This window comes from Moorena sp. SIO3A2 (genome assembly GCF_010672265.1).
Classification (GTDB): domain Bacteria; phylum Cyanobacteriota; class Cyanobacteriia; order Cyanobacteriales; family Coleofasciculaceae; genus Moorena; species Moorena producens.
In genome coordinates this window covers 45,325-70,840 of the sequence record NZ_JAAHHC010000018.1, presented here as the reverse complement: position 1 = coordinate 70,840, position 25,516 = coordinate 45,325, and the positions used below count along the sequence as shown (strand labels likewise).

General features: G+C 43.6%; 20 protein-coding genes and 1 tRNA gene. 9 read left to right on the top strand and 12 right to left on the bottom strand.

The genetic code is table 11. The features are described 5' to 3' along the window. Positions 1 to 127: 127 nt before the first annotated feature. Complete coding sequence (locus F6K64_RS20840) at positions 128 to 1,948, bottom strand: serine/threonine-protein kinase (RefSeq protein ID WP_008185740.1); 1,821 nt, start codon at positions 1,946 to 1,948, stop codon at positions 128 to 130. Positions 1,949 to 3,099: 1,151 nt separating this feature from the next. Here F6K64_RS20840 and F6K64_RS20835 point away from each other — a divergent pair. Beyond that, a complete protein-coding gene (locus tag F6K64_RS20835; RefSeq protein WP_008185744.1) occupies positions 3,100 to 4,098 on the top strand; it encodes a glycosyltransferase family 2 protein in 999 nt (332 codons plus the stop codon). Positions 4,099 to 4,177: 79 nt separating this feature from the next. Here F6K64_RS20835 and F6K64_RS20830 read toward each other — a convergent pair whose 3' ends face one another. Together F6K64_RS20830 and F6K64_RS20825 are read right to left on the bottom strand one after the other, a co-directional pair. After that, a complete protein-coding gene (locus tag F6K64_RS20830; RefSeq protein ID WP_008185745.1) occupies positions 4,178 to 5,416 on the bottom strand; it encodes a DUF445 domain-containing protein in 1,239 nt (412 codons plus the stop codon). Positions 5,417 to 5,495: 79 nt separating this feature from the next. Continuing rightward, positions 5,496 to 5,696, bottom strand: a complete 201-nt coding sequence (locus F6K64_RS20825; protein ID WP_287262773.1) for a hypothetical protein — start codon at positions 5,694 to 5,696, stop codon at positions 5,496 to 5,498. Positions 5,697 to 5,961: 265 nt separating this feature from the next. Here F6K64_RS20825 and F6K64_RS20820 point away from each other — a divergent pair, with 265 nt between their 5' ends. Further along, positions 5,962 to 7,056, top strand: a complete 1,095-nt coding sequence (locus F6K64_RS20820; protein WP_008185747.1) for a RuBisCO accumulation factor 1 — start codon at positions 5,962 to 5,964, stop codon at positions 7,054 to 7,056. A gap of 103 nt (positions 7,057 to 7,159) precedes the next feature. Here F6K64_RS20820 and F6K64_RS20815 read toward each other — a convergent pair whose 3' ends face one another. From F6K64_RS20815 to tig, 9 genes are all read right to left on the bottom strand, one after another. Continuing rightward, positions 7,160 to 7,807 (bottom strand): class I SAM-dependent methyltransferase, encoded by a 648-nt coding sequence (locus F6K64_RS20815; RefSeq protein WP_008185750.1) that lies wholly within the window; start codon positions 7,805 to 7,807, stop codon positions 7,160 to 7,162. A gap of 582 nt (positions 7,808 to 8,389) precedes the next feature. Further along, positions 8,390 to 8,473, bottom strand: a tRNA-Leu gene (locus F6K64_RS20810). Further along, entirely contained in the window at positions 8,452 to 9,321 is an 870-nt protein-coding gene (locus F6K64_RS20805; protein WP_071986898.1) for a M48 family metallopeptidase, read from the bottom strand. The genes F6K64_RS20810 and F6K64_RS20805 overlap by 22 nt, the downstream gene beginning before the upstream one ends. Positions 9,322 to 9,533: 212 nt before the next feature. Further along, positions 9,534 to 9,890, bottom strand: a complete 357-nt coding sequence (locus F6K64_RS20800; protein ID WP_044493591.1) for a HesB/IscA family protein — start codon at positions 9,888 to 9,890, stop codon at positions 9,534 to 9,536. A 253-nt stretch (positions 9,891 to 10,143) separates the two neighbouring features. After that, positions 10,144 to 11,256, bottom strand: a complete 1,113-nt coding sequence (locus F6K64_RS20795) for a tetratricopeptide repeat protein (RefSeq protein WP_008185754.1) — start codon at positions 11,254 to 11,256, stop codon at positions 10,144 to 10,146. A gap of 530 nt (positions 11,257 to 11,786) precedes the next feature. Next, on the bottom strand, positions 11,787 to 12,626 hold the full coding sequence (locus F6K64_RS20790; RefSeq protein WP_044493593.1) for an alpha/beta fold hydrolase: 840 nt from the start codon (positions 12,624 to 12,626) through the stop codon (positions 11,787 to 11,789). Positions 12,627 to 12,760: 134 nt separating this feature from the next. Next, positions 12,761 to 14,107 carry an ATP-dependent protease ATP-binding subunit ClpX gene (gene clpX / locus F6K64_RS20785; RefSeq protein WP_008185758.1) on the bottom strand — a complete coding sequence of 449 codons (1,347 nt, stop codon included), beginning with the start codon at positions 14,105 to 14,107 and terminating at the stop codon, positions 12,761 to 12,763. A 13-nt stretch (positions 14,108 to 14,120) separates the two neighbouring features. Then, on the bottom strand, positions 14,121 to 14,813 hold the full coding sequence (gene clpP, locus F6K64_RS20780) for an ATP-dependent Clp endopeptidase proteolytic subunit ClpP (RefSeq protein ID WP_008185759.1): 693 nt from the start codon (positions 14,811 to 14,813) through the stop codon (positions 14,121 to 14,123). A 314-nt stretch (positions 14,814 to 15,127) separates the two neighbouring features. Next, positions 15,128 to 16,564, bottom strand: coding sequence for a trigger factor (gene tig / locus F6K64_RS20775; RefSeq protein WP_008185761.1), 1,437 nt, complete (start codon positions 16,562 to 16,564; stop codon positions 15,128 to 15,130). A gap of 916 nt (positions 16,565 to 17,480) precedes the next feature. Between tig and F6K64_RS20770 the strand changes: the two genes are divergently transcribed. The 7 genes from F6K64_RS20770 to mltA all read left to right on the top strand — a co-directional run bounded on the left by F6K64_RS20770 (position 17,481) and on the right by mltA (position 25,411). Continuing rightward, positions 17,481 to 18,518: an aspartate-semialdehyde dehydrogenase gene (locus F6K64_RS20770; RefSeq protein ID WP_044493596.1), complete on the top strand. Its 1,038-nt coding sequence runs from the start codon at positions 17,481 to 17,483 to the stop codon at positions 18,516 to 18,518. A gap of 143 nt (positions 18,519 to 18,661) precedes the next feature. After that, a complete protein-coding gene (gene dapA / locus F6K64_RS20765; protein ID WP_044493598.1) occupies positions 18,662 to 19,546 on the top strand; it encodes a 4-hydroxy-tetrahydrodipicolinate synthase in 885 nt (294 codons plus the stop codon). A 350-nt stretch (positions 19,547 to 19,896) separates the two neighbouring features. After that, a complete protein-coding gene (locus F6K64_RS20760; RefSeq protein ID WP_008185769.1) occupies positions 19,897 to 21,657 on the top strand; it encodes a ribonuclease J in 1,761 nt (586 codons plus the stop codon). Positions 21,658 to 22,562: 905 nt separating this feature from the next. Continuing rightward, on the top strand, positions 22,563 to 22,940 hold the full coding sequence (locus F6K64_RS20755; protein ID WP_008185771.1) for a Mo-dependent nitrogenase C-terminal domain-containing protein: 378 nt from the start codon (positions 22,563 to 22,565) through the stop codon (positions 22,938 to 22,940). A gap of 60 nt (positions 22,941 to 23,000) precedes the next feature. After that, positions 23,001 to 23,771, top strand: a complete 771-nt coding sequence (locus F6K64_RS20750) for a hypothetical protein (RefSeq protein ID WP_008185773.1) — start codon at positions 23,001 to 23,003, stop codon at positions 23,769 to 23,771. 158 nt (positions 23,772 to 23,929) lie between these two features. Next, the gene (locus tag F6K64_RS20745; protein WP_008185775.1) at positions 23,930 to 24,181 is read left to right on the top strand and encodes a hypothetical protein; all 252 of its coding nucleotides are present in this window, start codon (positions 23,930 to 23,932) and stop codon (positions 24,179 to 24,181) included. 54 nt (positions 24,182 to 24,235) lie between these two features. Further along, on the top strand, positions 24,236 to 25,411 hold the full coding sequence (gene mltA / locus F6K64_RS20740) for a murein transglycosylase A (protein ID WP_008185777.1): 1,176 nt from the start codon (positions 24,236 to 24,238) through the stop codon (positions 25,409 to 25,411). The last annotated feature ends 105 nt before the right edge of the window (positions 25,412 to 25,516 follow it).

Below are 25,516 nucleotides of genomic sequence, written 5' to 3'. Positions count from 1 at the left end.
GCTTAGACCTGTTGGGAAATAAGAGAAAATATCGATAGTGTAGGCAAATCGGTAAAGTAATACCAATTCCTCAAAGTAGGACTACAGATGCAGATGATCCGAGAGTCGAGTTTTGGAACTACTGAATTTAGCGTTGCAGTTTCTTCCGTGCCTGCTGACGTAGCTTCAGGGCATTCCGGTGGTTAGGTTCAATCTGGAGTGCCTTATTTAAAGAAGTGATTGCCTGATTAAAGCGTCCTAGTGTCATCTGAGCTTCCCCCTTAGTCATCCAAGCCTCTGCCAAATTTCGTTGAAGTGCGATCGCTTTCTCCAAAGCCGTAATCGCCTCAACAGAACGACCCAACTTTTGGAGGGTTATTCCCTGTGAAAGCCAAGCTTCCGTTAAATCTGGCTTGAGAGTAAGGGCTTGGTTATAGAGTCTAAGGGCTTCTACAGACCTTTGCTGTTGGTCAAAGGCTTGACCAAGGCTCCACACAGCTTCTGGATAGTTAGGTTTGAAATGTAAGGCATCATTACAAGCAACAATTGCCATCTCCGGCTTTTGGAGTTTATTCAGACTGTAGCATCTGCCCCAATAGGCTTCCGCAAAATCGGCTTTTTTAGCGATCGCTTGGTCGTATAGTTTGAGAGCTTCCTGGTACTGTCGAGATTTCCGCAACTGCTCAGCTTCCTCTAAAAATTGCTCTTCTGTAACCGTAGCCTCAGTCTTATAGTCAGTCTTATAGTCAGTCTTATAGTCAGTCTTATAGTCAGTCTTATAGTCAGTATTTTCACCAGTCGGTTGAGCAGATAGAAAAGTTTTCCACAGCAGCAAGCTGACCCCCAAGATAGTTATCGATACAGTAATTAACCCCAACTTCACCAATCGTTGCGGAATAGATACTGTTGTCAAGTTAGTTGCTGAACCTCTCGAATGTTCGGTGAGGTCAAGTTGAGGCGTAGTTCTACTTTGACTCCTGGTCATCATTGACGAGTGGACTGTAGTTTTTGGTAGGTTCCTAATGTCGGGAATTGGGAGTTCCATCCCAGACTGGCTTTCCCTGGTAATTTCCTGAGTAGGGATTTCTTCCTCAGCTTCAGACAACAGTTGCTGTGTTGGTAAACTAGCCAATACCTCTAGAGCGTCAGTTGCTGTCCGATAACGGTCACGGAAATCATAGCGCACCATAATGTCAAGAATATGGGCCAACTCTGGGCTAACCTGCTTTGCGTAGTGTTGCCAATCAATTTCACTAGTTATGGGATTTTCCTTCAAGTTTTTGGGATGAACCCCAGTTAATGCCTGGATACCAACCATCCCGACAGCATAGATATCACTGCTAAAGCGGGGCTTTCCTGCCAATTGCTCATGGGGCATATAGCCCTGGGTGCCTATAGAAACCGTTAAATGAGTTTCCCCGGTTTCAGGATTAATCTTTTGGCTACTGACTTGCTTAACAGCACCAAAGTCAATCAGCACGATTTTCTCGTCCCCTTGGCGGCGGATCAGGTTAGAGGGCTTAATATCCCGGTGGATAATCTGTTGTTGATGAACAAAGGCCAATACCTGTAGAATGTCTGTTAATAAAGCAATAACTCGCTCTTGTGAACACGGATCACCCTGGACAAGTTCTCGATTCAAAGGTTGTCCTTCAATCAATTCCTGAACCAGATAAAACTGCTGATCTTCCTCAAAATGTGCTAGTAGGCGAGGGATCTGGTCATGATTACCTAGCTGGTAGAGAAATCGAGCTTCTCTATCGAAAAGGCGTCTTGCCATTTGCAGCGTTGCCGTCTGTTCGGTTTGGGGCAAAAGATGTTTAACCACACATCGGGGTTGATTTGGCAAATGTATATCTTGTGCCAGGAACGTTCGACCAAACCCACCAGATCCCAGTTGGTTGATAATTTTGTAGCGTCCGCCTACTAGGGCTTTTGCAGGTTTTGTCTGTGCAGATAAGCGGCTCATCGAGGGGTTAGTGATGACTACCTAATTATGATTCCAAATTCAGTAAATATACCATTGATTTGGATCCTAAAGCCAGTTATACCACAAAGAAAGTTAACATTACCAGTTGTTTAATTAACCCTCAACTCCCTCGTCTTGGTGCCCGTTCACGCTTAGCTTTTAAAAAGCGCAGGGTCCCACGGCAACATTAACTTTTTCCTTGACTATCGGACATTAAGAGACTTGTCCCTTAATCAGCTCAACTAACGATAAGTTACTCAAATGAGGGAGTAAGCTGTCACCCATTGAAATTGTGCATGGGGCTGATGGTCAGATGGTCAGATGGCGAGATAGTCAGAGGGTAGACCGGCTTTTGCAGAAGTGGCTCGGACTGAAATTTCAATAGAGCTCTGCGGAAAATACTCAATACCTCTGTGCAACTAGCTCTAAAAACGCGATCGCCAATTTCAATTACCAGTCAGTTTCTAGCTAAAAATAGGTACTTGAGCTAATTGATGTTAATAAATCAGCCTTTTAAAGAGGGTTATACTCATTGTTTATTTCGACAAAAAAAGTAATCAATTATTATAACGCCATTATATTGGGGGGATTAGTGCCCCAAATCTTAATCTCAATAACCCCAAATACAGCTAATTATCTGTTCATACTTCCTGGGATTCTTTATCGATGATGTTTTGACAAACATCATATCACCCATCAGCAACCAAGATGCGCTGCTCTACATAGATTTGAATTTGACCATAGCTGAACAAAATCCCATCAGAGTGCATAATACCCATAAGACCAGTATTAAACCAGCCTTAAAACCCCCTACCCCCTTTTAAAATTACCAATTCATCGAGTATGCTATGGCTATACCCTTTTGTCAGGATAGTAGCTTGGCCGCAAAACAAGCGGTTGCTTAGGTCTACTTTCTGAGATCTTCTTCCAGAAGTGGTACAAAAGCGTACAAAGTACGGCTGGCTATCGCCTTTTGGCTCTTAGCTCAGAGATTACCTCTGGGATGATTTATGTCAGTCGATAAAATCATTACCTTAAACCAGTATTTTTCGACCAAACTTTTATAAATTAATCCAAGACTACCAACCAGATAATGCCAACAAAATTTGGTCATTACTGACTTTTAACCTATGGTATAAATAATTTATTTCATGAATACATCTGTCTCAGTAGTTATCACCACCTTTAATAAAGCCCAGTACCTCGAACAATCAGTAAAGAGTGTACTAGCGCAAACATTTTCCCAGATTGAATGCATTATTGTCGATGATGGCTCTACCGATAATACCCGCCAAGTTGCTGATCAGTTAGTCCACTACCACCCAGAGATACAGTACTTTTATAAAGACAATGGAGGGGTATCGTCTGCTCGTAATTTTGGCGCTGATAAAGCCACTGGAGAATGGATTCAATTCTTAGATGCTGATGATTGGATTCATGAAGATAAAATCAGATTTCAATTGAGCTGTTTAGAGGGAACTGGTGATAATGTAGTATTTTACTCCGACTATGAACGGGTCTATGTTGATCAAAACGAAAACATTATTGAAACCAAGCCTCATGTTGTTGGTGCTCTCACCAAAGAACAGCTCATCGAACGACTGCTAATTTGTCCAGATTTTCTGGCAGATTCTCCTTTTCCCTTGTTACAGCAATCGATGCTGTTCAAGAAAAAACTCTTAGACCAGAGAAATTTTGATACTCGCCTGAAAGCCTGTGAGGATCGAGAATGGGTATTAGAACTTCTGCAACGGAACGTCAGATTCGTCCATACTCCAATCATCGGAGCCTATTATAGAAAACACCGCTTCAATCTCACCGATAATAGCTCACTGATGCGGGAGTCTTACATTAAGTATTTTGAAATTGTCTTGACAAATCACCAAAAATTAGTTAGCTTATGCCAGAAAAGTATTAAGTATTTGATAGAAAAAAGTTTTGAGGAAAAAGACCAGGAAAGTTTTACCAGATTAGCTAAATTAGTGGAATTACCAGTAGATCTGCTCAATGGCAAAATTAAAGTTAATCATCGTTGGTTATTAAATTTACTCTATTGGCTCAGAACGATGATACCAAACTTTTTACTATACGAAAGATACCGAGGTCCCCGTTCTCGTAAACTTTTATCCATCATTAGCCGTCGGTCTTAGCATAAACTGGGATAAAAGTCCCGTTCCGTAGAATCAGCCTCAGGATAAATCCTAGAGAGCATCCTGATTAAATTCCTGATTAAATTCCTCCTGTCAACAGCAGCAACACTGTTTGAAATAGTCCCACCATCACTCCTAAAATACCCCCTAAATTCACAATAGCTTGTAATTCACTTTTCACTAAAGTCTGAATCGTGATTTCCATATCTTTTGGAGAAGTAGCGTTTACCCGTTCAACAATCACCTCATCAATAGATAAAATCGGAATCACTTCAGTCATAATTTTTTCCAAATCCTCCTCCAGGTAGCGCTCTATAACCAAAGCGAGTTCCTTGCTAATCATTGTCAACGATGTAGTCATAATTGCTGAATCTCGGAGCCGATTAACAATTAAGGCAGACACTTTTTCCCAGTCAATAGATTGATTTAATCCTTGTATAAATTCAGCACCCCCCTCTTGAATATAAGCACGCACCGAATCCCGCATAGTTTTCCGTAGTTGTCTCACTGTTGACAAAGGCAGATTTTGCAATGAAACATTTTGCAACCATTCCCGCAAGCGATCGCGAGTTCCTAGAGCCACAATTAACTCTTCGATGCGAGCATTAGTCGCTTCTTTTTCGTCAAGGCAAAAGCTTCGCAGGCGGATCAAAGCATTGCGTATACCAAATAAATTTGCCACTACCCAGTATGTCCCACTGGACTTTTCCCGAAAGTCTTCATCAATGATTTGAATGTTGCGGTCAGTTAGGAAATCAATAACTGCCTGTCGCAAAATATCTGGGGGTAGTACTACTTTTAAGATCCACTCAGAAAGCTTCCGAGCTTGTTCTTGATCCAGTCGAAACTCCAATAAAATCTGGTCAAAAACATGGTTAAGTTGGGCTTCTAGGAAATCCTTACGACGGGCTAAGACTTTTAGCATACGTGGCAACGATTCCCCGATCAAGTCTCGGAGAATCCCAGCAAGAATATGAGCTGTTTTCTGTTGCTTATCCGACCGGACTTGATCTAGCGCTAGGTTTAATAGCCACAAGATCGCTCCTTCCACACGTTCAGTATGGAGCAGACGCTTTGCCAAACGCTGTAACTCTGTTGGCGTCAGCAGAGAACCCATAATAGTGTCAGCAACTCGCCTAGCCAGCCGTTCCTGGTTGCGAGGAATTAAACCTGGTGTAAAAGGTAGCTGACGCTTACCGATGTAAATTGGTCTGTAGGGACGGAACAACATTTTGATGGCTAAATCATTGGTGAAATAGCCAATAATTCCCCCAGCTATGGGAGGAACAAACAACAATAATAGGTTAAACAGATCCAAAACAAAAATCGAGTTGTGTAGAACTTAAAAAGCAGGTAATAGGTAATTTTAAAGTATGATGGAGAAAGTATGAAGTAAACTAGTTATAGCATTTATTAAATAGGTGAGGTACCCCGCCCTTGGAGGAGTAGGGAATAGGGAATAGGGAATAGGGAATAGGGAATAGGGAATAGGGAATAGGGAATAGGGAATAGGGAATAGGGAATAGGGAATAGGGAATAGGGAATAGGGAATAGGGAATAGGGAATAGGGAATAGGGAAAAAATCCTCTGTACCTCATTACTATGAGAACCGCTATATATGGCTGCGGTCCCTTAACAATTAGTAGGTTTGAGCATTAATTCAAAGATGCACCATCCCTCACCTTTATCATTATTGCTGCCTTTACACTTGCTATCTTCATCTTTTATACTTCAAGAATTTATTTAATGCCCAATCTCTATTGTAGGCTTTTTCCAAAAGTGACATCCTGCTACACTAAACCCGAACGGGATATAATACACATTGCCGTTGATGGCACTGTTCGTTTTCTTTTTCTTTAAACCATGACTGAAGTACCACCAGGCTCTCCTGAAAGTCACCCTCAAACCAATTCAGAACAGATAAATGCTGAAGATTTATTAACCTTACTGCGGCGCAAAGAACGTAACTGGGTGGAGTGGGGTCAAGCCTGTCAGCAGCTACAAAAAGCTGGCTACAGTTCTCAGGTAATTTTTGAAGAAACTGGGTTTGAGCCAATTCAACAGAATCAAGTGATGGTGGCATCTCAGGTTTACACAAGTTTGATTACAGTCGGGGTGTCCGATGAAGTGCGATCGCGTTTTGAGAGTACTGGTAGCGATTCCCTGTACGAGTTGCGGATTCTCACCCAAGAGGAACGAGCTGCTGCTGCTGAATTTCTCGTTGCTAGAAACTTGAACTCCGAAGGAGCCCATGAAGTTGCCAAAGCACTCAAGACCTTTTCCCGCAGAAGCCGTCCACCGGAGGGATTCACCAATCATCCTGGTGATGCTGTTGCCTATCAGTATTGGAAACTTGCCAAACAACACAATGATTTGCAAGAACGTTCTCGTTTGATTGCCCGAGGCTTGATGTTTGCTCATACTCAACAAGCCCGACAACAAATCGAAGAATTACTCACAGGAGCATTTGGTAGCACTCAGCGTCCAGCCCCCAGATTACCCATATACCGCCTTGAAGCTGAAGAAGATTTGCCCCGTTTGCTTCCGGTAGTGGGTGCCTTACCCCTGACAATAGCTGATCTCAACCAGGTTCCTAGAACTGACTATAAGGGCACTTTTAGTATAGTTAAGGGGCTTCGAGAGCAGATGTTCGCCGCAGTACCGGGCTGGCAGGTAGTTTTGAAGGCACAAGATCCAGTGGTGATTTTGTGTAACAGTAATCAGCTGCCTATTCAACAGAATAACAAACCTGAAGAGATTTTGCTTATTATTGACCGCTCACAGCAGCAGTGGGATGGGGACAGCTACTTTTTGGTTGAAGAATCAGGACAGTTAGAGATTAAGTGGTTTCCAGATTCTCCTGATATTAGTTTTTTGGGACGCCTCATCCTAGTATTACGACCGAAAAAAATTCTGGATGAAGCATTAAGTCAAGATGTCTGGCAAATTGATGAGTAATTAGTCATTAGTTATTAAGTTAGTTAATTTCTGTTTTGTTGACTCTTGACTCTTGGCTGTTGACTCTTAAAAATTACCCTCAACAAAACCCTTTTCATCAGGCTCAAGTAGTTCGATTAGCCAGTACTGCATAGAATGGATCGCCTAAAGTGATCCCAAGCTGTAGCAGAAAAGTAGGAAGCGGGGATGGTCGAGCAACAACCTCAGGCGAACTAAATCCAGGAATAGACTGGTAATAGGTTTTCACTAACTCCACTCGACTTGTCTCGGTCCCATCTCGCCAGGACTGAATCGCCTTTTGAAAAAACATTCGGTTAGAAAAGCTAATAATTGCCATTCCCCCTGGTTTTAAGACACGATGAATCTCAGCAAAAACTTTTTCAGGGTACTGAAGATACTGAACTGAAACAGCAATCAGCACAGCATCAAAGTCTTGGTCAGGCAATGGCAATTGCTGGTTTTGATTCAAGTCTTGGATAAAGTAGTGATTAAGTCTAGGATTTTTGACCAATTCTTCCAGATTCATGCCATGCCCCTCAACATGAGCAAACTCCATGTCTTCTGGTAAGTGAGAAACCCAACTGCTCATGAGATCCAGGATTCGCGTGTTGGGTTGTAGTCGTTCCCGGTAGAGGTTTACCAGCTGATCGATAAAGCCCTCATCGACATGAGTCACAAACCGTGGAAATGAATAGAACAGAACATCATCGCTCTCATCCAATTTACTGCGTTGAAGGCGCTGGTAGATCATTTTATGATATGGTACGTATCTTGCTCACGAATATTATAAAGATTTATGAAGTTTATGGTAAGTATTTCTGAGTTTGGGTTATTGCAAGGAATATTTTGAGGCGGTTAGACAGGATTCTACAACAAAAATAGGGAAGAGCATTAATATCTCTTCCCCATTGTTGATTTTTGTATTGATTTTGGTTGTCTTGGTTTCGGTTTTGGAGTGCTTTCCGACTTTCCTTAAGCTTCCGGCGCAGCATCTGAGTCTGTTTTTTCAGTTGTTTGCGCCGTGCAGAGCCGATACTTTTTAGCTACCAGAATCTACCAAAGGTAAACTCTAGCTCGCCAATGCAAGCTGATTTCTCAGCCAGGGGGTATCTCCCAAAGCCCTCAGGAATATCCCGCGAGCGCCATAAAAATTTCAACAAATTTGGTTCCACCGGGAACTAAGCGCAACTATTAAACCCTTGGTTTTCGGCTTTAATTTAAGTTACATAATAATCCCTGTCGGTGTTACCCTAATTTAAGTCTAACAAATAATAAGAGTTTTTGCTAGACTCTGCGACATTTTCTCTAGCTGTTTACTAACCCTTAGTTACAGTGGGCGGGGAGAGACTCGAACTCTCATGACCATAAGGCCGCCACATTTTGAGTGTGGTGCGTCTACCAATTTCGCCACCCGCCCGTTTGGGCATCTCCTTTATTATAACTAATTAATCGCTGATTTAACAAGGACTGATAAGATTGAGAACTTGCCCAACGGTCAATTTCTCGCGCCCGTAGTACAGGTAAGGGATGGCTCAGTTGAGAGATCTGCAATTGTTGGAGTACTTGACCCAGCTCAGTATCACCAGCGCTATCGTAAGCTCTAGCTTGAGTAATAAACGCATCTAGGTTAAGTTGTGGTGCCAGAGTTGGCGAACCACCAGCCAGTTTCATCAATACAGACATGACCACTCTCGGATTTTGAGTAGCCAGTAAAGCAGCGCGATCGCAACTAAATTCCGCACATCTTAGCCACTCTAACATCTTCTCCTGTATGCTTTGAGCAATGAGCATCCCCCAATTGGGAATTAAACTAGCCGCTAATACCATGATATTGAGCGGTGTCAGGTACACCCCATGTTCACATTTGAGATGACCCAGTTCATGGGCAATAACCGCCTGAATTTCCTCTGGTGTCAGGAGATCAATTAAAGAGGTGTGCAAGACAATGAAAGGCTGTTTACCCCGCATAGCGAAGGTATAGGCATTGGGAGCGGGATTTTGCTGCACATAAAGCTGAGGCGGCTCTAAATCTAAAGTTGTGCAGGCATCTTCGAGTAGTTTATGAAGATGGGGCAGTTGATTTTCTCCCACCAAGACACTAGCAGCAATATTGTTCAGGTAAAAAAACTGTTCCGCCACAGGACCTAGTAAATTTCGCACCACCAAGTCTATCCCTGGCAACTGTTTCAGGGCTGTGGTTGCTTCCAAATCTAGGGGATGACGAAAATGATCTGCCTTCAGACCAAATAGTGATGTTTTAGTCATTAGCTGTTAGTCGTTAGTCATTAGTAATTACTTATTAGTCTAGGACTTCCCCAAAATCTATGGCTCAAGCCTAATCTATTGTAGGGGTACAAGCCTTGCACCCTAACTAGTTATAGCGCTACCTCTATATAGCTAATTCTATAGCGTCACTGCCTAAGTCTTCTAGTCCTTGGTTGTAGTCTTGAATTGACAGACTTTAAACTAACAATGCCCTAAACGCTAAACGACTTACCACAGCCACAGCTTTGATTGGCATTGGGGTTGGTGAATTGGAATCCACCACCAATCATAGCATCGCTGTAATCCAGTACCAGACCGTAGAGATAAAGCAGACTTTTTGGATCACAGATTATTTTGAAGCCATCGTAGTCAAAGATTTCATCATTCTCCCGAATGTTACTAGGTTCTTCAAAATCCATCATGTAAGACAGTCCTGAACAGCCTCCCTGGCGAACACCAACTCGCAGGTAAAGGTCTTTTCCTTGACTTTGTTGCAGGGCTAAAACGTGCTTTAGAGCTTTGTCTGTCAGTTGAATACCTTTTTGCTGTGACTCAGTTACTTGTGCCATTGCTTACTTTTGACTCCTAATTTTGCTTGGTCTTAAGTTGTTGTGGATTTTAAAGAAAGATAATTATCAGGCTCTAACCCAAGATTTAGCTTAGAGTGTCTCATCAAACTAGATGCTTCACAGCTTATAGCTGAATCAGCTCTGCCAGTTCACAGTTTTGTTGTTTATCGATAATTCTCTAATTTGCGTGAAATGGGAATTATCGGGGGTTTAGATTTTAATTGTAACGAGTCTTTAGGCTACCATGCATTAATCATTCTACGTTATGGTTTAACCTTCCACCGTGACTAAGATACTGGCTAATCTCTTCTTCACTAACTCGGTAACCACAGTTAATAATCATCTTCTGTACTTGTTGGCTGCACTGCACCCCTTGCTCAGATATACCCAGACAGTTATAAACTGTCCTGAGTTGAGAGAATTCAGCCTTTTCATGGAACAAGCTCTCCCCCTCCCCAGGATGGGCGATTTCTTGCCAAAGTCTTAAGGCTTGTAAGTGATAGGCTAAGGCATGGGGGTAATTTCCCAAGTGGTAGTGAACCGCTCCGATATAATCCAAGCTTCTGGTGTTACGATGAAGTGATTTACTCAGTTCCTGACCAATCTCCAAAGCTTGATGATAGAAATCCAATGCCCGTAGTTCCTCACCTAGTCGGAAGTAAACTGTGCCAATCCTCTCAAGAGTAGTTAACTTCCGACTAGAGTAACCAGAGGATGTTTTTTTTTCGTGAATGCTTAGGGCTTGCTCCAAGACAGCTAGAGCTTGACGGTATCTTCCAAGCTGGGTATAAGCTTCCCCTATATTTTCCAGTGCTCTGCCTTCGCCCTCAACTGAATTGCCTAAGTTTTGAAAAATCTTCATGGCTTGGCGAAAGCATCTCAGAGCCAGCACTGGTTGATGCCAGCTATTGTGAATTTCCCCTAGGTGATTAAGGATTTTAGCAATTTCTGAATGATCTTGAGTTTTTTGGAAAATCCTCAATGCTTTTAGATAAACCTTAAATGCCTTATCATCCTGGTTAGTCTGGCAATAAGCCATTCCGAGATGATGAAGAATGACGCCTAAACTCTTGGGCGAACCAATATCATTGGCCATTTGTAAACTTTGCTTGAGACACTTGATTCCCCAGGCATACTCTCCCAAACGGCAATGAACTAACCCAATGCGTTTGAGAGTATCCACTTGACCAGCCAAATCTTCCTTAGTTTGACAAATTGCTAAGGTGTTTTGCAGTGTTTTGAGTATATTTTGTAACTGACTTTGGCGATACTTACGAGGTTGAGGCTGGACAGGGTCATCTCCTGCACTCTTGTTTTGGTGTTGCTCGACTTCCGTTTCAACTAGATTCTGAACCAGATGTGCCATAGTAATATTGCTCCCTGATGTAGATGGGGGGGATGATGGAGCCAAAGAAACTTGAGTAGCCCATCTCCCTTGCTCATTTTCAGCAGTTATGTCTCTGTTTTACCTCGGTTACCAGAGATAAGATTACTCACAACTTGCTGTATATTCCTAAATATATTTTTCAGTAAGTTAAGGAAATTATTGAGCTATTTATAAAAATTAACATCAGTAGCCTGTGCACACTAATCTGGAAAGACCTAGTTGCCGTCATACATACTACCTTCTTTCCCAATGTCCCCCTCAACAAGTTGCCGAGGATGCGCTTCTTGAAGCGAACTCACTCTCAAAATCTGTCCGGAGAAGCGTCATACCTACTCGAATAAGGAAGTAGTAGATGCACCCTGATCACCGCCCCCAGCTTTTACAGCTTGGGGGTTTCCTGATTTTTTAAGCTATTCCTCTGGTGTTCAGTTTTATGAGCAATAACCACTTATTTCCCCCGAAGAGTAGTAATTTCTTTAAGCCTCAGCTAACACAAATAAACTCAAGCCTCAGCTAACACAAATAAACTCCCGCACCTGCTCTAGATAAATCCCTGGAGCCTCCAACATCGGAAAGTGAGCTGTATCAGGAATTTCAACATACTTGACTTTTTGACTTAATTGTGATGCTCTACGTCCTAGTGCTGAAGGAATAATTTTGTCGTATTCACCAGAAACTAGCAGGGTTGGCACCTTTAACTGAGCAAACTTATTAGGCATTACCTCCGCCGCATACTTACTAACCGCAGTCAGCATTGTTCCCAAAGCTGCCTCATGATCTGCCATTAGGTAATCTGCCAAAAAATCCCGGCTCACTGCCCTAGGTAGGGGATGGTGCAAAAATCGCATCATGAACAGTGTACTGGCCAAGGGAATATTTAACAACCAACCGGGGCGGAACTTTACTACTAACTCACCAACTTTGTGAAAAGCGGTGAAGGATTTCTCGTCATAATCAAAAACACCGCTATTATTCAAAATTGCCTGCTCAACCCGCTCAGGATAACGATTGAGAAACATGGTAGCAGCAGATGCGCCTAGGGAGTGGGCATTGATATAGATACGACTAACTCCCAGGGTATCTAACAACACCGCTAAATCTTCAGCATAGTCCTCCATCTCATAGGTCAAGTTTGTCCCCTGTTGGGGTAATTTTGACCTACCAAACCCCTTTAGGTCATATAGGAGGCAGTCAAAGGTATTGGATAGAGCTTTAGCGGTACTTTCCCAGTAGCGAGACGAACCACACCAGCCATGGATAAATACCATCACAGGTTTATTTCCACAAGCTGTTGACTTCTTTACCCATTCATAGTAGTGTTCTACACCCCGAATTTGAATGTAAGGCATTTTTCGACCTTTGTCCTTTGTTAATTGAAAATCAACAATCAAAAATTAATAATAAACAATTAACAATCAACAATTAACAAGCAATAAATTTTATTTTGACCAATGACAAATGAAAAATTACTACTATGCTACTACTATGCTGATTCTGGCTTTGGCAATGAAGAAGGATGAACCAATAGTTCAGCAGTGGAGCGCTTCTCTACCATTTCCCTAGTGATTGTACAGCGAGTGACATCCTTACGAGAAGGCAACTCGTACATCACTTCCAGCATCAATTCTTCCACAATGCCCCTTAACGCCCTAGCACCAGTTTTACGACGGTAAGCTTCCTGGGCCAGCGCTCGAATTGCATCTGGCATAAACTCCAAGTTAACATTGTCCATCTTCAACAGCTTCATATACTGTTTGACCAGTGCATTCTTGGGTTCTGTCAAAATTGCCATCAGGGCTTCCTCATCCAGGGGTTCAATGACCGCTACCATTGGTATGCGACCAATGAACTCAGGAATCATGCCGAATTTCACCAAGTCATCTGGCTGCAAGTGTCGCAGAATATCTGCTGTGCGCTTTTCCTTCGACTGATTCTCTCCAGGCTGAATAAATCCCATGGAACGCTTGCCTAGGCGTTGCTCAACCACCTTATCCAAACCAACAAACGCACCACCGCAAATAAACAGAATATTGCTGGTGTCAATCTGAATGCAGTCTTGATAAGGATGTTTGCGTCCACCTTGAGGCGGGACATTAGCAATTGTTCCTTCTAGCATTTTCAGTAATGCTTGCTGGACTCCTTCCCCAGAAACATCCCTGGTAATGGAGGGATTTTCACTCTTGCGGGCTACCTTATCGATTTCATCGATATAGATAATCCCTCGCTGGGCTTCCTCCACATCCAGATCTGCCACTTGCAATAGTCGCAGTAAGATGTTTTCTACATCTTCGCCAACATAACCAGCTTCTGTCAGGGTTGTGGCATCTGCCACAGCAAAAGGCACATCTAATATTTTGGCTAAGGTTTGGGCGAGTAATGTTTTACCACAACCAGTAGGACCAATTAGAAGAATGTTGGACTTTTGTAGCTCTATGCCATCATCGATTATTCCCTGACCCTGACCCTGAGCTTTAGATTGGAGCAAGCTTAGGCGCTTGTAGTGGTTGTACACAGCAACTGACAGAACTTTTTTGGCTTCCTCCTGACCAATCACATGGTCATCTAGATACCGTTTAATTTCCCTGGGTTTGGGAATCTGATTCATGGAAATGCGGTTGGCACGGGGACGACGTTTCTTGGCAGGTTCTGGTCGAGGAGCAGGCTGGGGAGCAGGCGCACCGGAATCAAGTAACTCCTCATCTAAAATTTCATTACATAAATCAACACACTCATCACAAATATAGACTCCGGGGCCAGCAATTAATTTGCGTACTTGCTCTTGAGACTTACCGCAGAAGGAACATTTTAGATGGGAGTCGTATTTAGACATAAGAAGCCTCTTTCTAGATAGAAGCGACAGCTGCTTCCTGGTTAGGAAGATTCTGCCGGGAGATCACCTGGTCAATTAAACCATAGTCTTTAGCTTCCGCCGCTGACATGAAAAAGTCGCGTTCGGTATCTTCGGCAATTTGCTCCACCGGTTGACCGGTGTGATTAGCCAGTAATTGGTTAAGGGTTTGCTTGTGGTATAGAATTTCCCTAGCTTGGATTTCTATATCCACCGCTTGTCCCTGAGCACCGCCTAGGGGCTGGTGAATCATAATCCGAGAATTGGGCAATGCCATCCGTTTACCAGCAGCTCCCCCTGCTAGGAGAAATGCGCCCATACTAGCAGCTAAGCCATAGCAGATGGTAACCACATCAGGGCGCACTTGCTGCATCGTATCATATATTGCCATCCCTGCAGTTACCGAGCCACCTGGGGAGTTGATATACAATTGGATATCCTTTTCCTCGTCTTCAGCTTCTAGGTATAACAGCTGGGCAACAATTGAGTCAGCTACCACATCATCGACCTGGGTTCCCAAAAAGACAATGCGTTCTCGCAGCAGCCGCGAATAAATGTCAAATGCTCGTTCTCCCATTCCAGACTGCTCTACCACCATTGGTACAACAGTACTACTGGAGGTGATTTGGTATTGGTCTAGAGAACTTAAGCTGGTGATTGAGGAATGAGGGGACACAGATTGCAGCATAGGATACAACTCGTCAAGACCTCTCGATTTATTAATAAAGGTGCTATCTAACAAGGGCACGAATAGGCATAAAGTCAAAGTCTCTATAGAAACTATTATGCCTTAACTGTTTGCTTGTTGGTGCAAGAGTTTACGGTTAGAGAGTTGAGGCTTATCTACAAGCCTAAGCTGTTGAGCTAAGGTGTGTTTATTCTAAGCAATCTAAGCTGAGCCTTGGGTTTCAGCCTCAGAATTATGAAAGTTAAATCCGCAACAGCTTAGCCACTCACTACCACTTCCCCTGGGCAAATCACCAACAAGGCCAACTCTAGGATTTACTCAGAAACTGGTTCAGCTGGTACTTCAATGGTCTGGGAAGCCGCATCGGTTGTTTCTAGTTCGGTTACTGTAACGGCCGTGTCTTCTGCTTCAGTTTCTTCTTCTTCGGTGATGGTTCCTTTGGGAACCAGCTCTATAGTACCGTGATCTTCTAACCATTTAATGGCTTTGAGTTTGAGCAAATCGGACTCGACGAATTCCCTCAGCCGATCCGGATCTACCTCTTGACCAGCCAACTCCTTCATCAATTCTTTACTTTTCGCTTCTATTTCCGACTCTTCAACGGTTAGGGATTCACGTGTAGCTATTTCCTTAAGGGCTAGGGATTGTCGGAGGCTTTGGATGGCATCAGGACGTGATCTTTCTCGCAGCTGTGGTAGATTCTCTTCGGTAAACAGCCTTTTGACATCCATTCCCAACTGTTGCATCTGGATCGCTGTTTGGGTCAAAATTGTTTGGAGTTCCTGGTCAATTAGCGTTTCAGGCAATTCAACTTCAACCTTTTCCAGGAGAGCGTTGATTAAAGCCTCCTCCTTGCTGGCTTGCGTTTCTTGATCAGCTTTTTCCTGAAACTCCTGCTGTAAATATTCCCGTAACTCTGCCAAGGTTTCTTGATCACTAACTTCTTGAGCGAAGTCGTCATCTAACTCTGGCAGCTCTTTTTCCTTGATTTCTTTTAGGGTGATGCTAAAGACCGACGACTTGCCAGCTAAATCTTCTAGGGGGTAATCTTCAGGAAACGTTACTGGTACTTCTTTATTCTGATCAGGATTCATACCAACGATGCCTTGAAGAATGTCCTCTAGGAACTTGCCTTCCCCAAGTTCAATTTCAAAATCCTTAGCCTCACCGTTAGGTATTACTGAGCCTTCATCCTCTTCGCTATCACCAGTAAATCGACCGACATAATCCACCACGACCACATCTCCCATCTGAGCTGGGCGTGATTCCACTGGTACTAGGGTAGCCTGCTCAACACGCCGTTCTTCGAGAAAATTCTCGACGGCATCCGGTTCAACCTTAGTTTCCTCAGCTGTCACACTTAAGCCATTGTATTCCCCTAAATTAACCAATGGTGGCACATCGACCGATGCGGTGAAGGTTAGGGGTTCCCCTGGTTTGAACTGGCTGAGCAAATCTTCTAAGGTAGAGGTTAAATTATAGTTCCCTAGTGCCTCAATTTGGGCTTGCTCAATCGCCTGCTTTAGACTACTGTCTAGCAACTCTTCGATGGCAGCAGCTTTTACCTGTTGGGCACCAAGACGTTGTAGCAAAACCTGACGGGGTACCTTACCTTGGCGAAACCCAGGAATTTTGACGGTGCGGGAAAGGTTCTGTAAAACCTTTTCATAGGCTTGTTTGGTCGTTTCAGCCGGAATTTCAATTTTCAGACCAACCTGGCTAGCGGGAAGTTTTTCCTGAGTTACTTTCATTGACGCTTGGGTGTGAAGAGTTAATTGTTTAATGAGTCGGGACAGTGGATAATCAACCAGGCTGAATCAAAGATTCGACCTGGGGACTCCTATATTACTTTAGGTGTTGCCTGCTTCGACCAACAAAATTCACCAAAAAGATTTACATTGTTTCAGCCAAGGTATTTATCCACATGCACTAGTTGCCCTAGCCGACGCGCCATCAGGGGGTTTGGCAACAAAGTCGCTAGCCACGAATTTCTCAAGGGGTTTGAGTCAAAACGCCGATCTCCAAAGGAGTAGAGGTGAACATTAACCGTTATCGAGTATCGATACAGATGGACAACCTCTACTTCGGATTGAACTAGACGGGAGAATCCAAAGCAATTATGGTATGCTGATCCTAACAACCAGTAAAGCGTGAAGCACATCTACCAGTTCCTTTACGGCAGTAGACAGAACTATCTATAGGTGGTTACTACAGCCTTTAAGCCAGCTCTTAGTCGATCAGAGCTTTTTAAGTGTACCTAACACGCCAGTCGATGACTCTGGCCCGGGCTAAATAGGGCAGTGTGAGCGATTACACTCGCGCTAATTGATAAGTTTATTATTTATGTGGTAATTCCAGGCATTTTATTAAGACGCCAAGGGAAGATAGGGAACAGGGTAAGGCCAAGAATCAATAAGGAGGCATTATTATCAACAATATTGAGACAAAAGTGCAATAGTACTGAGAATCAAGGCTTATTATGGTCATAACCCTTGGGCCATATCACATTTTGGATCAATTTTTATTTCGCTTACCCTGCTATAGCGAACCGTTATCAGAGGTTAAATACCTAGTAAGGGAAAAAAAATTTAGATACTCTTAAAGAATGCACTGATGAAATTATCAAAATATTTACTATGTTGAATTGAATGAGTGGAGGAAAGTCATTTGTCTAGTCAAGTTCGCGTTGCCATCTTAGGCGCAACGGGTGCCGTAGGTGAAGAACTACGGTTACTCTTGCAAAGCCGAAACTTCCCACTGGCTGACCTTAAGCTGTTAGCCTCACCCCGCTCTGCTGGTCGTGTCATCCCCTTTCAGGGAGAAAAGTTACCAGTGGAAGCGGTGGGAGAGCACTCTTTTGATAAGGTAGATTTGGTCTTAGCATCAGCTGGGGGGGCAACGTCGAAAGCTTGGGCGGCTATTGCTGTAAAAAGTGGTGCAGTGGTCATTGATAACTCCAGTGCCTTTCGGATGGATCCACAAGTGCCTCTAGTGATTCCGGAAATCAATCCAGAGGCAGCAGCAAATCATCAAGGAATTATTGCGAATCCCAATTGCACTACGATTTTAATGGGTATGGCAGTATGGCCATTACATCAGGTACAGCCAGTAAAACGCATAGTGGTAGCTACTTATCAATCCGCTAGTGGTGCTGGAATGAAAGCAATGGAAGAATTAAAATTACAGACTCAGGCAATTTTGGAAGGAGGAACGCCACCAACAGAAAGCTTTCCTTATCCCCTGGCATTTAACTTGTTCCCCCACAACTCCCCTTTAAATGAGCAGGGGTACTGTCAGGAAGAAATGAAGATGGTCAATGAAACCCGCAAAATATTTAATGCTCCACAGTTAAAAATTAGTGCTACCTGTGTACGGGTTCCCGTACTGCGTGCTCACTCAGAAGCAGTTAACTTAGAATTCGACCAACCCATGCCAGTGGCTCAGGCAAGAGAAATATTAGCCACTGCCCCTGGAGTAAAACTAGTAGAAGATTGGCAGGCGAACTACTTCCCTATGCCTATTGATGCGTCCGGTAATGACGAAGTACTAGTGGGTAGGATTCGACAAGACCTTTCTCACCCTTGTGGTCTAGAAATTTGGTTGAGTGGAGACCAGATTCGTAAGGGTGCTGCCTTGAATGCAGTGCAAATTGCTGAGTTATTGGTAGCCAAAAATTGGCTAAAGTCCTTAGTCCCTAGTTCTTAGTCCTTTGTCGGGTTTTGTCAAAAGTCCTTTGTCGCTCGCAAAAAGTATTCTGGCACAGAAGCTACACCAATGACTAATGAATAATGACTAATGAATAATGACCAATGACCAATGACCAATAATTAATGAGGAGTTAGAAAAGGGTGGTCAATTTTGGACGTGTGCTAACGGCGATGATTACGCCGTTTAGGGAAGATAGCAGCGTCAATTATGCTGTGGCAGAGCACTTAGCAGCTCATTTGGTTGACAATGGGACAGATACTTTGGTCGTATGTGGTACGACTGGGGAATCTCCTACCCTTACCTGGGATGAAGAGTACCAGCTATTCCAAGTAGTCCAAAAAGCAGTTGCAGGTAAAGCCAAGGTAATTGTTGGAACGGGTTCAAATTCTACAGAAGAAGCGATCGCTGCTACTGAAAAAGCTGCTAAACTAGGGTTAGATGGATCATTACAAGTTGTACCGTATTACAATAAACCGCCACAGTCAGGACTATACCAACATTTCCAAGCGATCGCAAAATCGAGTCCTGACTTTCCCCTGATGCTCTACAATGTACCGGGTCGCACAGGACAAAATCTCCAACCGGAGACGATTGCTCGTTTAGCCCAAATTCCTAATATCGTAGCTCTCAAAGAGGCTAGTAGCGACTTTGAACAGACTAGTCAAATTAGGCGTTTAACCCCACCAGATTTTGCCATCTATTCTGGCGATGACTCCTTTACCCTAGCCACCCTGGCACTAGGAGGAGCAGGTGTAGTTAGTGTAGCCAGTCATCTGGTTGGCTCCCAAATCCAACAGATGATTCAAGCTTTTGAGGAGGGTAAAACTACCGAGGCTACTCAAATTCACCTCAAGCTTTTTCCCTTATTTAAAGTACTCTTTTGTACTACCAATCCTATCCCGATCAAAACAGCACTAGAACTTCAAGGTTGGCAGGTGGGTAGTTTTCGCTCACCCCTGTGCGAACTACCCTCTGAATTAAAATCCCGTTTAAAGGAGGTTCTAATTGAGCTGGATTTAATTTAAATCAGTACTCATTTTTTGGTAACAATTACCTTTGATCAGATCTATCTTCGCTTTGTAAGGGAGGAAAGATGAATGACTGCTTAGCGAAGACTATGTTAGGGATTGCGAGGGAGATTAGTTAGCTATAAAGGGTTGATTGAATTTTGGCTTCCTTTATCCCTAATTTTTTACTATTTTTTTATTTTATATTATTTTATTTCCTATTATTTTCACGTTTATTTGCTAATAATGATTTTAGCATAAAAAGCTATACATCATTGCTTTATATGTGTAATTTATATCTATATTAAAAAGGTAATTGGTATCACTTTTATCAAATTTTTACTATCAAAAACCCCCCGAGGATTAAAATGACTAAGCAAACATCTAAACCAGCTTTAAAAATTATTCCCCTAGGCGGACTCCATGAAATTGGCAAGAACACTTGTGTTTTTGAATTCAATGACGAAATCCTGCTCTTAGATGCTGGGATTGGCTTTCCTAATGATGAGATGCATGGAATTAATATCGTCCTCCCCGATATGACCTATTTACGGGAAAATCGTCACAAAATCAAGGGCATGATTGTCACTCACGGTCATGAAGACCATATTGGTGGCATTCCCTATCATTTAAAGCAGTTTGATATTCCCGTGATTTATGGACCCCGCTTAGCCATGGCATTACTTCAAGGCAAGCTAGAAGAAGCTGGTGTAGCTGATCACACGGAATTGAAACCTGTAATGCCCCGTGAAACGGTACATATCGGTTCTTCATTCCTTGTAGAATTTATTCGCAACACTCACTCAATTGCTGATAGCTTTACCATTGCCATTCATACGCCAGTGGGTGTGATTATCCATACAGGTGATTTCAAAGTTGACCATACCCCTGTCGATGGAGAATTCTTCGATTTCCAAACACTAGCGGAACATGGGGAAAAAGGGGTCTTGTGCTTGATGAGTGACTCGACTAACGCCGAAGTTCCCGGACATACTCCATCTGAACGTTCGGTTTATCCGAATCTAGAACGGGCCATTGCCCAAGCACCAGGACGAGTCCTAGTGACTACCTTTGCCTCCTCAGTTCACCGGATAAGTATAGTCCTGGATATCGCCCAAAAACAAAACCGGAAGGTGGCAATTGTGGGTCGTTCCATGCTGAATGTGATTGCCCACGCTCGTAGCCTGGGTTACATTAAATGCCCAGATAACTTGTTTGAGCCGTTAAAAGCAATTAAAAATATAGCGCCAGAAAAAATCCTGATTCTGACAACGGGTTCTCAAGGGGAACCGCTAGCCGCAATGACTCGGATTTCTAAAGGGGAACACCGGGAAATTCAAATCCAAGCAGGGGACACAGTTGTCTTCTCTGCCAACCCCATTCCTGGTAATACGATTGCGGTGGTGAATACCATTGATCGGTTAATGAAGCTGGGAGCCAATGTAGTGTATGGTCGTAAGCATGGCATTCATGTTTCTGGTCACGGTGCTCAGGAAGACCATAAACTGATGTTGGCTCTAACACGACCAAAATTCTTTATGCCGGTGCATGGTGAACATCGGATGCTAGTTAAACATGCCTTGATGGCTCATAGTATGGGTATCCCTGTGGAAAATACTGTGATTACCGACAATGGGGATGTAGTGGAGTTATCTGAGGACAGCATTAGTATTACAGGTAATGTCCCCTCAGGTATTGAACTGGTAGACCGCACTGGTATTGTTCATGACAATGTTATGAAAGAACGTCAGCAGTTGGCTGGAGATGGAGTAGTGACTGTAGCTGCAGCAATCAGTTGGGATGGCAAACTCCTTGCCAAGCCAGAAATTCATCTGCGGGGTGTGGTCTCACCGTTAGAAACATCCCTCCTGCAACAGTTGGTGATCAAAAGAATTGAACGGACATTAAGCGATCGCTGGTCAGATTTTGATAAATCCTTGACAGGGAAACCGACGGAAATTGATTGGGAAGGCTTGCAAAAGCAAATTCAAGCTGACCTCCAGCGTTTAGCTCGCCGGGAACTCAGAAGTCGTCCGCTGTTGGTGTTCTTGCTGCAAACCCCAGAGGAACCACCAGTTAAGGTCACAGGTACACGACGTCGGCGCTCTACTGCCAAGGTGGCATCATAAGCAGAAGGGTGAAGGTTCGCCCTTGGCGTCCTTTTTGCCTTATTTTCGTTCTTAATTCCCAAAAAGACTGACTTCAACACTCAGGAAACAACTCAATGTTGAAGTCAGTCTTTTTTTTTATGACATTAGATTCACTGATGAGTTATTCTAATCAGTGTGATGAGTTATTCTAATCAGTGTGATTACTCAATCCCTATTGCCAAATTGCCAAAGTTCCGTAAGACTGACCAAGCTTGGTCATTACGGATCTTGGCAGCATATCAGTAGATGCAGTTAATTACACAGATAAGCTAGTTTCACAGATAAGCTGGTACACACTAAACTGATCTATTGGAATTGATCACAGCTTGTTGGCAGTTGATCCTTAACCCTTAACAGTCAACTATGCTTTAAGCGCGCTACTGGAAAAGCTGCGCTTGCCAGTTATCAACTCTGATGCCCCTGTAGCGAAGGAGCTGAGGCTGGATTACTAAACCAAAAGCTCAGTTTATGTCCCTCGGAACTATCGCGCACCAATGGCTGCAATTGAGTAGCGTAAATGGGTATTAGCTTACCTGGTTTACACTAACTGCTATCTATAGGATTTTTCCAGGATTTTTCCTGACCTAGCCATGTTTGTGTCGATTGACTATATATATTTAATTCGATTTTAAGATCAGCTGCTGATTTCCAGCGGCGAAGAGACCCTATTCCAATAGTGATAGGGTAAGGACAAAAAAAAGGCGGTATGCCTGTAATAACCACCAATATCGGCTCTCCTCAGGCAGAGGGGGGGGTGTTATCTTGCTCTGGCAAGATATGCATAAAAATGATCCTCTGTCAATCCGGTATGAGAAAGATATCTTGTGTAGTTATATTACAGGCGACTGGATTACCGCCTACTAGTAGTATCACAGGTAAAAGACATGAGTGTATCTGATTATACAATAAGTAAGCTAATCATTACAAGCCGGGTTTGGATTAACCCAGGAACAGATTCCTCCAAGGTTACAATTCCTGCCTTACCCGGCAAGACCAGGAAGACTTTTGATCTGCTGGAGTCATTACGGCAGTGGCTGAACCAAATTGAGGTTGATAACCCCAAATTAGCCCACCGTCTCTGCCGACTAATTCCAGCCCAGTGTCCTTTTGAACGGCAGATTAAACTGTTCAATCGCACTCTACTTCGGATTCCACCATTGTGTAAACTCAATCCTGTCTATGATGAAGTGGTAGCCCTGCGCTTCCGAGCACTGTCTTATCTGGCGGATGAATGTGGTGAAGATATCACCTGTTACTGCTAAAATTCCGAAACGAGAATTTTAGCTGCGGGCGTCGGGAAACCGTGCCTATTAGAAAACATCATGGCCATTATTGCCCTAAAAGCCTGGTATCTCCAGAAATACGAACCCATCAAAGAATTGGAGAAACGCCACCATGACCTGCGTTTGAGCAAAAATAGTTTGCTTAAGTCAGGCTTAAGAGCAGATTTTTTGGATGATAGCCAGGATGTGAAAAACTCTGAATGGTTTAAGCGCTACCTAGCAGGGGAAACGGTGGAGTTCTACATAGAAGGTAGTGGGGGCTATGCCATTTCCAATATTGACTTGATTTCTCACGAGATTTACTTCACGAAGCGAGAGGTAATGGCACAACTGTCGCCAATAATCTTTGTGAGTTACCAGACTGAATACAGTGCCTCTAGTGAGGCTTTGCGTAGCACCCTGTCAGATACCCTAGACACCTTTAATCAGCGATCGCGTTTACCCCTAACCCTAGAAGAATCCCGACGCCCAATTGGTCAACCAATGCGCCTGGGGAGTACCCAGATGCGTAAAATCCGCAAAAGTCTGGTATTCATTGCTGATGGCACCCCGGTGGCTGGTCTAGCAACGGAAAACAAACCCTTACTTATCCCTAGTCCCTATGTTTGTGTGGAAATCGGCTATGCTTTAACGGCTAAGCCGACGGAACAGATTTTGCTGGTGAAAATGGAGCGACCAGATTTACCAGGACAGTTTCCTTTTGATCTGCCTAGCTACCAGCAGCTGATCTACCAAAGTCCACAGGAACTGCGCCAAATGTTGCCAACGGTGATGGAAAATTTGCTGAAACGGTTTAATTTATCAATCTAAGTAATCTGTAAATCTCAAGCAAGACTGGTGGATAAAGGACAAAGGAGGTGTAAGGGGATTTGGTGTATTGGGAATCCCTTTGAACTTGGAGCAATGACTTTTTGCCTTCCCCTTCAAGGTCGCTGATAATAGTTGGGATGGATTAAGGAGAATTTTCGATGCCAAGAACCCCAGACGAGTACGCTGTTCACATTCTTTTGTCAAGTGGTCACCGGGAAGAAGTACGGTTTGCCACAATTAAAGAGTTTCAAAAGTGGTATAGTGGCGAACTTATCCCAAAATCTAACTCTGAAGACTTCATTAGCGTACCCATTAAAAATGTTCAAGGGGAGTACATGGTAGTACGTCCTGCTCGGATCGCTGCTATCCGGGTGGAACCTATTTTCTCTGGTAGCGTCGAACGTTTTTAATGCAGCTTGACTGCTTTGACTCGGCAATAGCTGGTGATTGAATTCTTGGCAAGTATGAGAAAAACTCTAACTAGGATTTCCCTGACCATAGGAATAGCCATCCTACCGATTAGTGGTGCTGCAGTTGCTAGTGTTCCGCTGCAAGCGGTTCAACTAGAGACTGTTCAGTTCAATCAGGATCCATTGGGTTTAGATGAACAGCTTTGGAAGCGTCCTGGTGGTAAGTCAGGGGACTGGCGAGCCATGTTGAGGGCGATAGACAATAGCTTGCGTTATCTGAAAACCCCTAGTGCGGCTAAGGCTTACCAAAACTATTCCGTACCAGGAGTAACTCGCGATCGCGTCCGCCGTTCTCTAGTCCGTTTCCGCCAACTCCTGATCAAGTCCCCTACTCCTAAAGCGCTGCAAGCAGCCATCCAACAAGAGTTTGTCTTTTACAAGAGTTTGGGGAAGGACAATCAGGGAACTGTTGGGTTCACGGGTTATTTTGAGCCAGTGTATGCTGGGAGTCGCACACCTAGTGCTGAGTATCGCTATCCCCTTTACCGACTACCTTCTGATTTCCAACGTTGGCAAAAACCTCACCCAACCCGTGCGGCATTGGAAGGATGGGATGGTTTAGGGAAAAATAGCCCACTACGAGGGAAAGAACTAGTTTGGTTACGCGATCGCTTAGAGGCGTTTTTGGTTCACGTTCAGGGTTCAGCGCGAGTTAGAATGCCGGATGGCACCTTGATGAGCGTGGGCTATGCCGGTAAGACGAGTCATCCCTACACTAGTATCGGGGGACAACTGGTTAACGATGGCAAGATGGAGCTAGAAGGGCTAACCCTGCCTGCGGTGATCGATTATTTCCGCACTTCACCGACGGAACTGAGTCAATATTTACCCCGCAATAAAAGTTTTGTGTTCTTTCGGGAAACCAGGGGGGCACCTGCTACCGGTAGTCTTGGTTTGCCAGTAATGGCTGAGCGCTCGATTGCTACCGATAAATCTATCATGCCTCCAGGAGCCTTGGCCCTTATCCAGACTAGTATCCCTTATCCCAATGCTGTAGGTCAGTTGGAATCTAGGCTAGTCAGTCGCTATGTGTTGGATCAGGATACTGGTAGTGCGATTAAAGGGCCGGGTCGAGTGGATATATTTATGGGTACTGGTAAATTAGCAGGTAATCGGGCAGGGCTGATTAATGATACGGGAGAGTTATACTATTTGTTGCTGAAAAATTAAGACCTCAAAATAGGCGTCAAGCTTTACCTATAAACTTTAATTATAAAACTATACATAAAACTATACATAAAATTATAAATAAAACTATATTCGAAAACACACCTG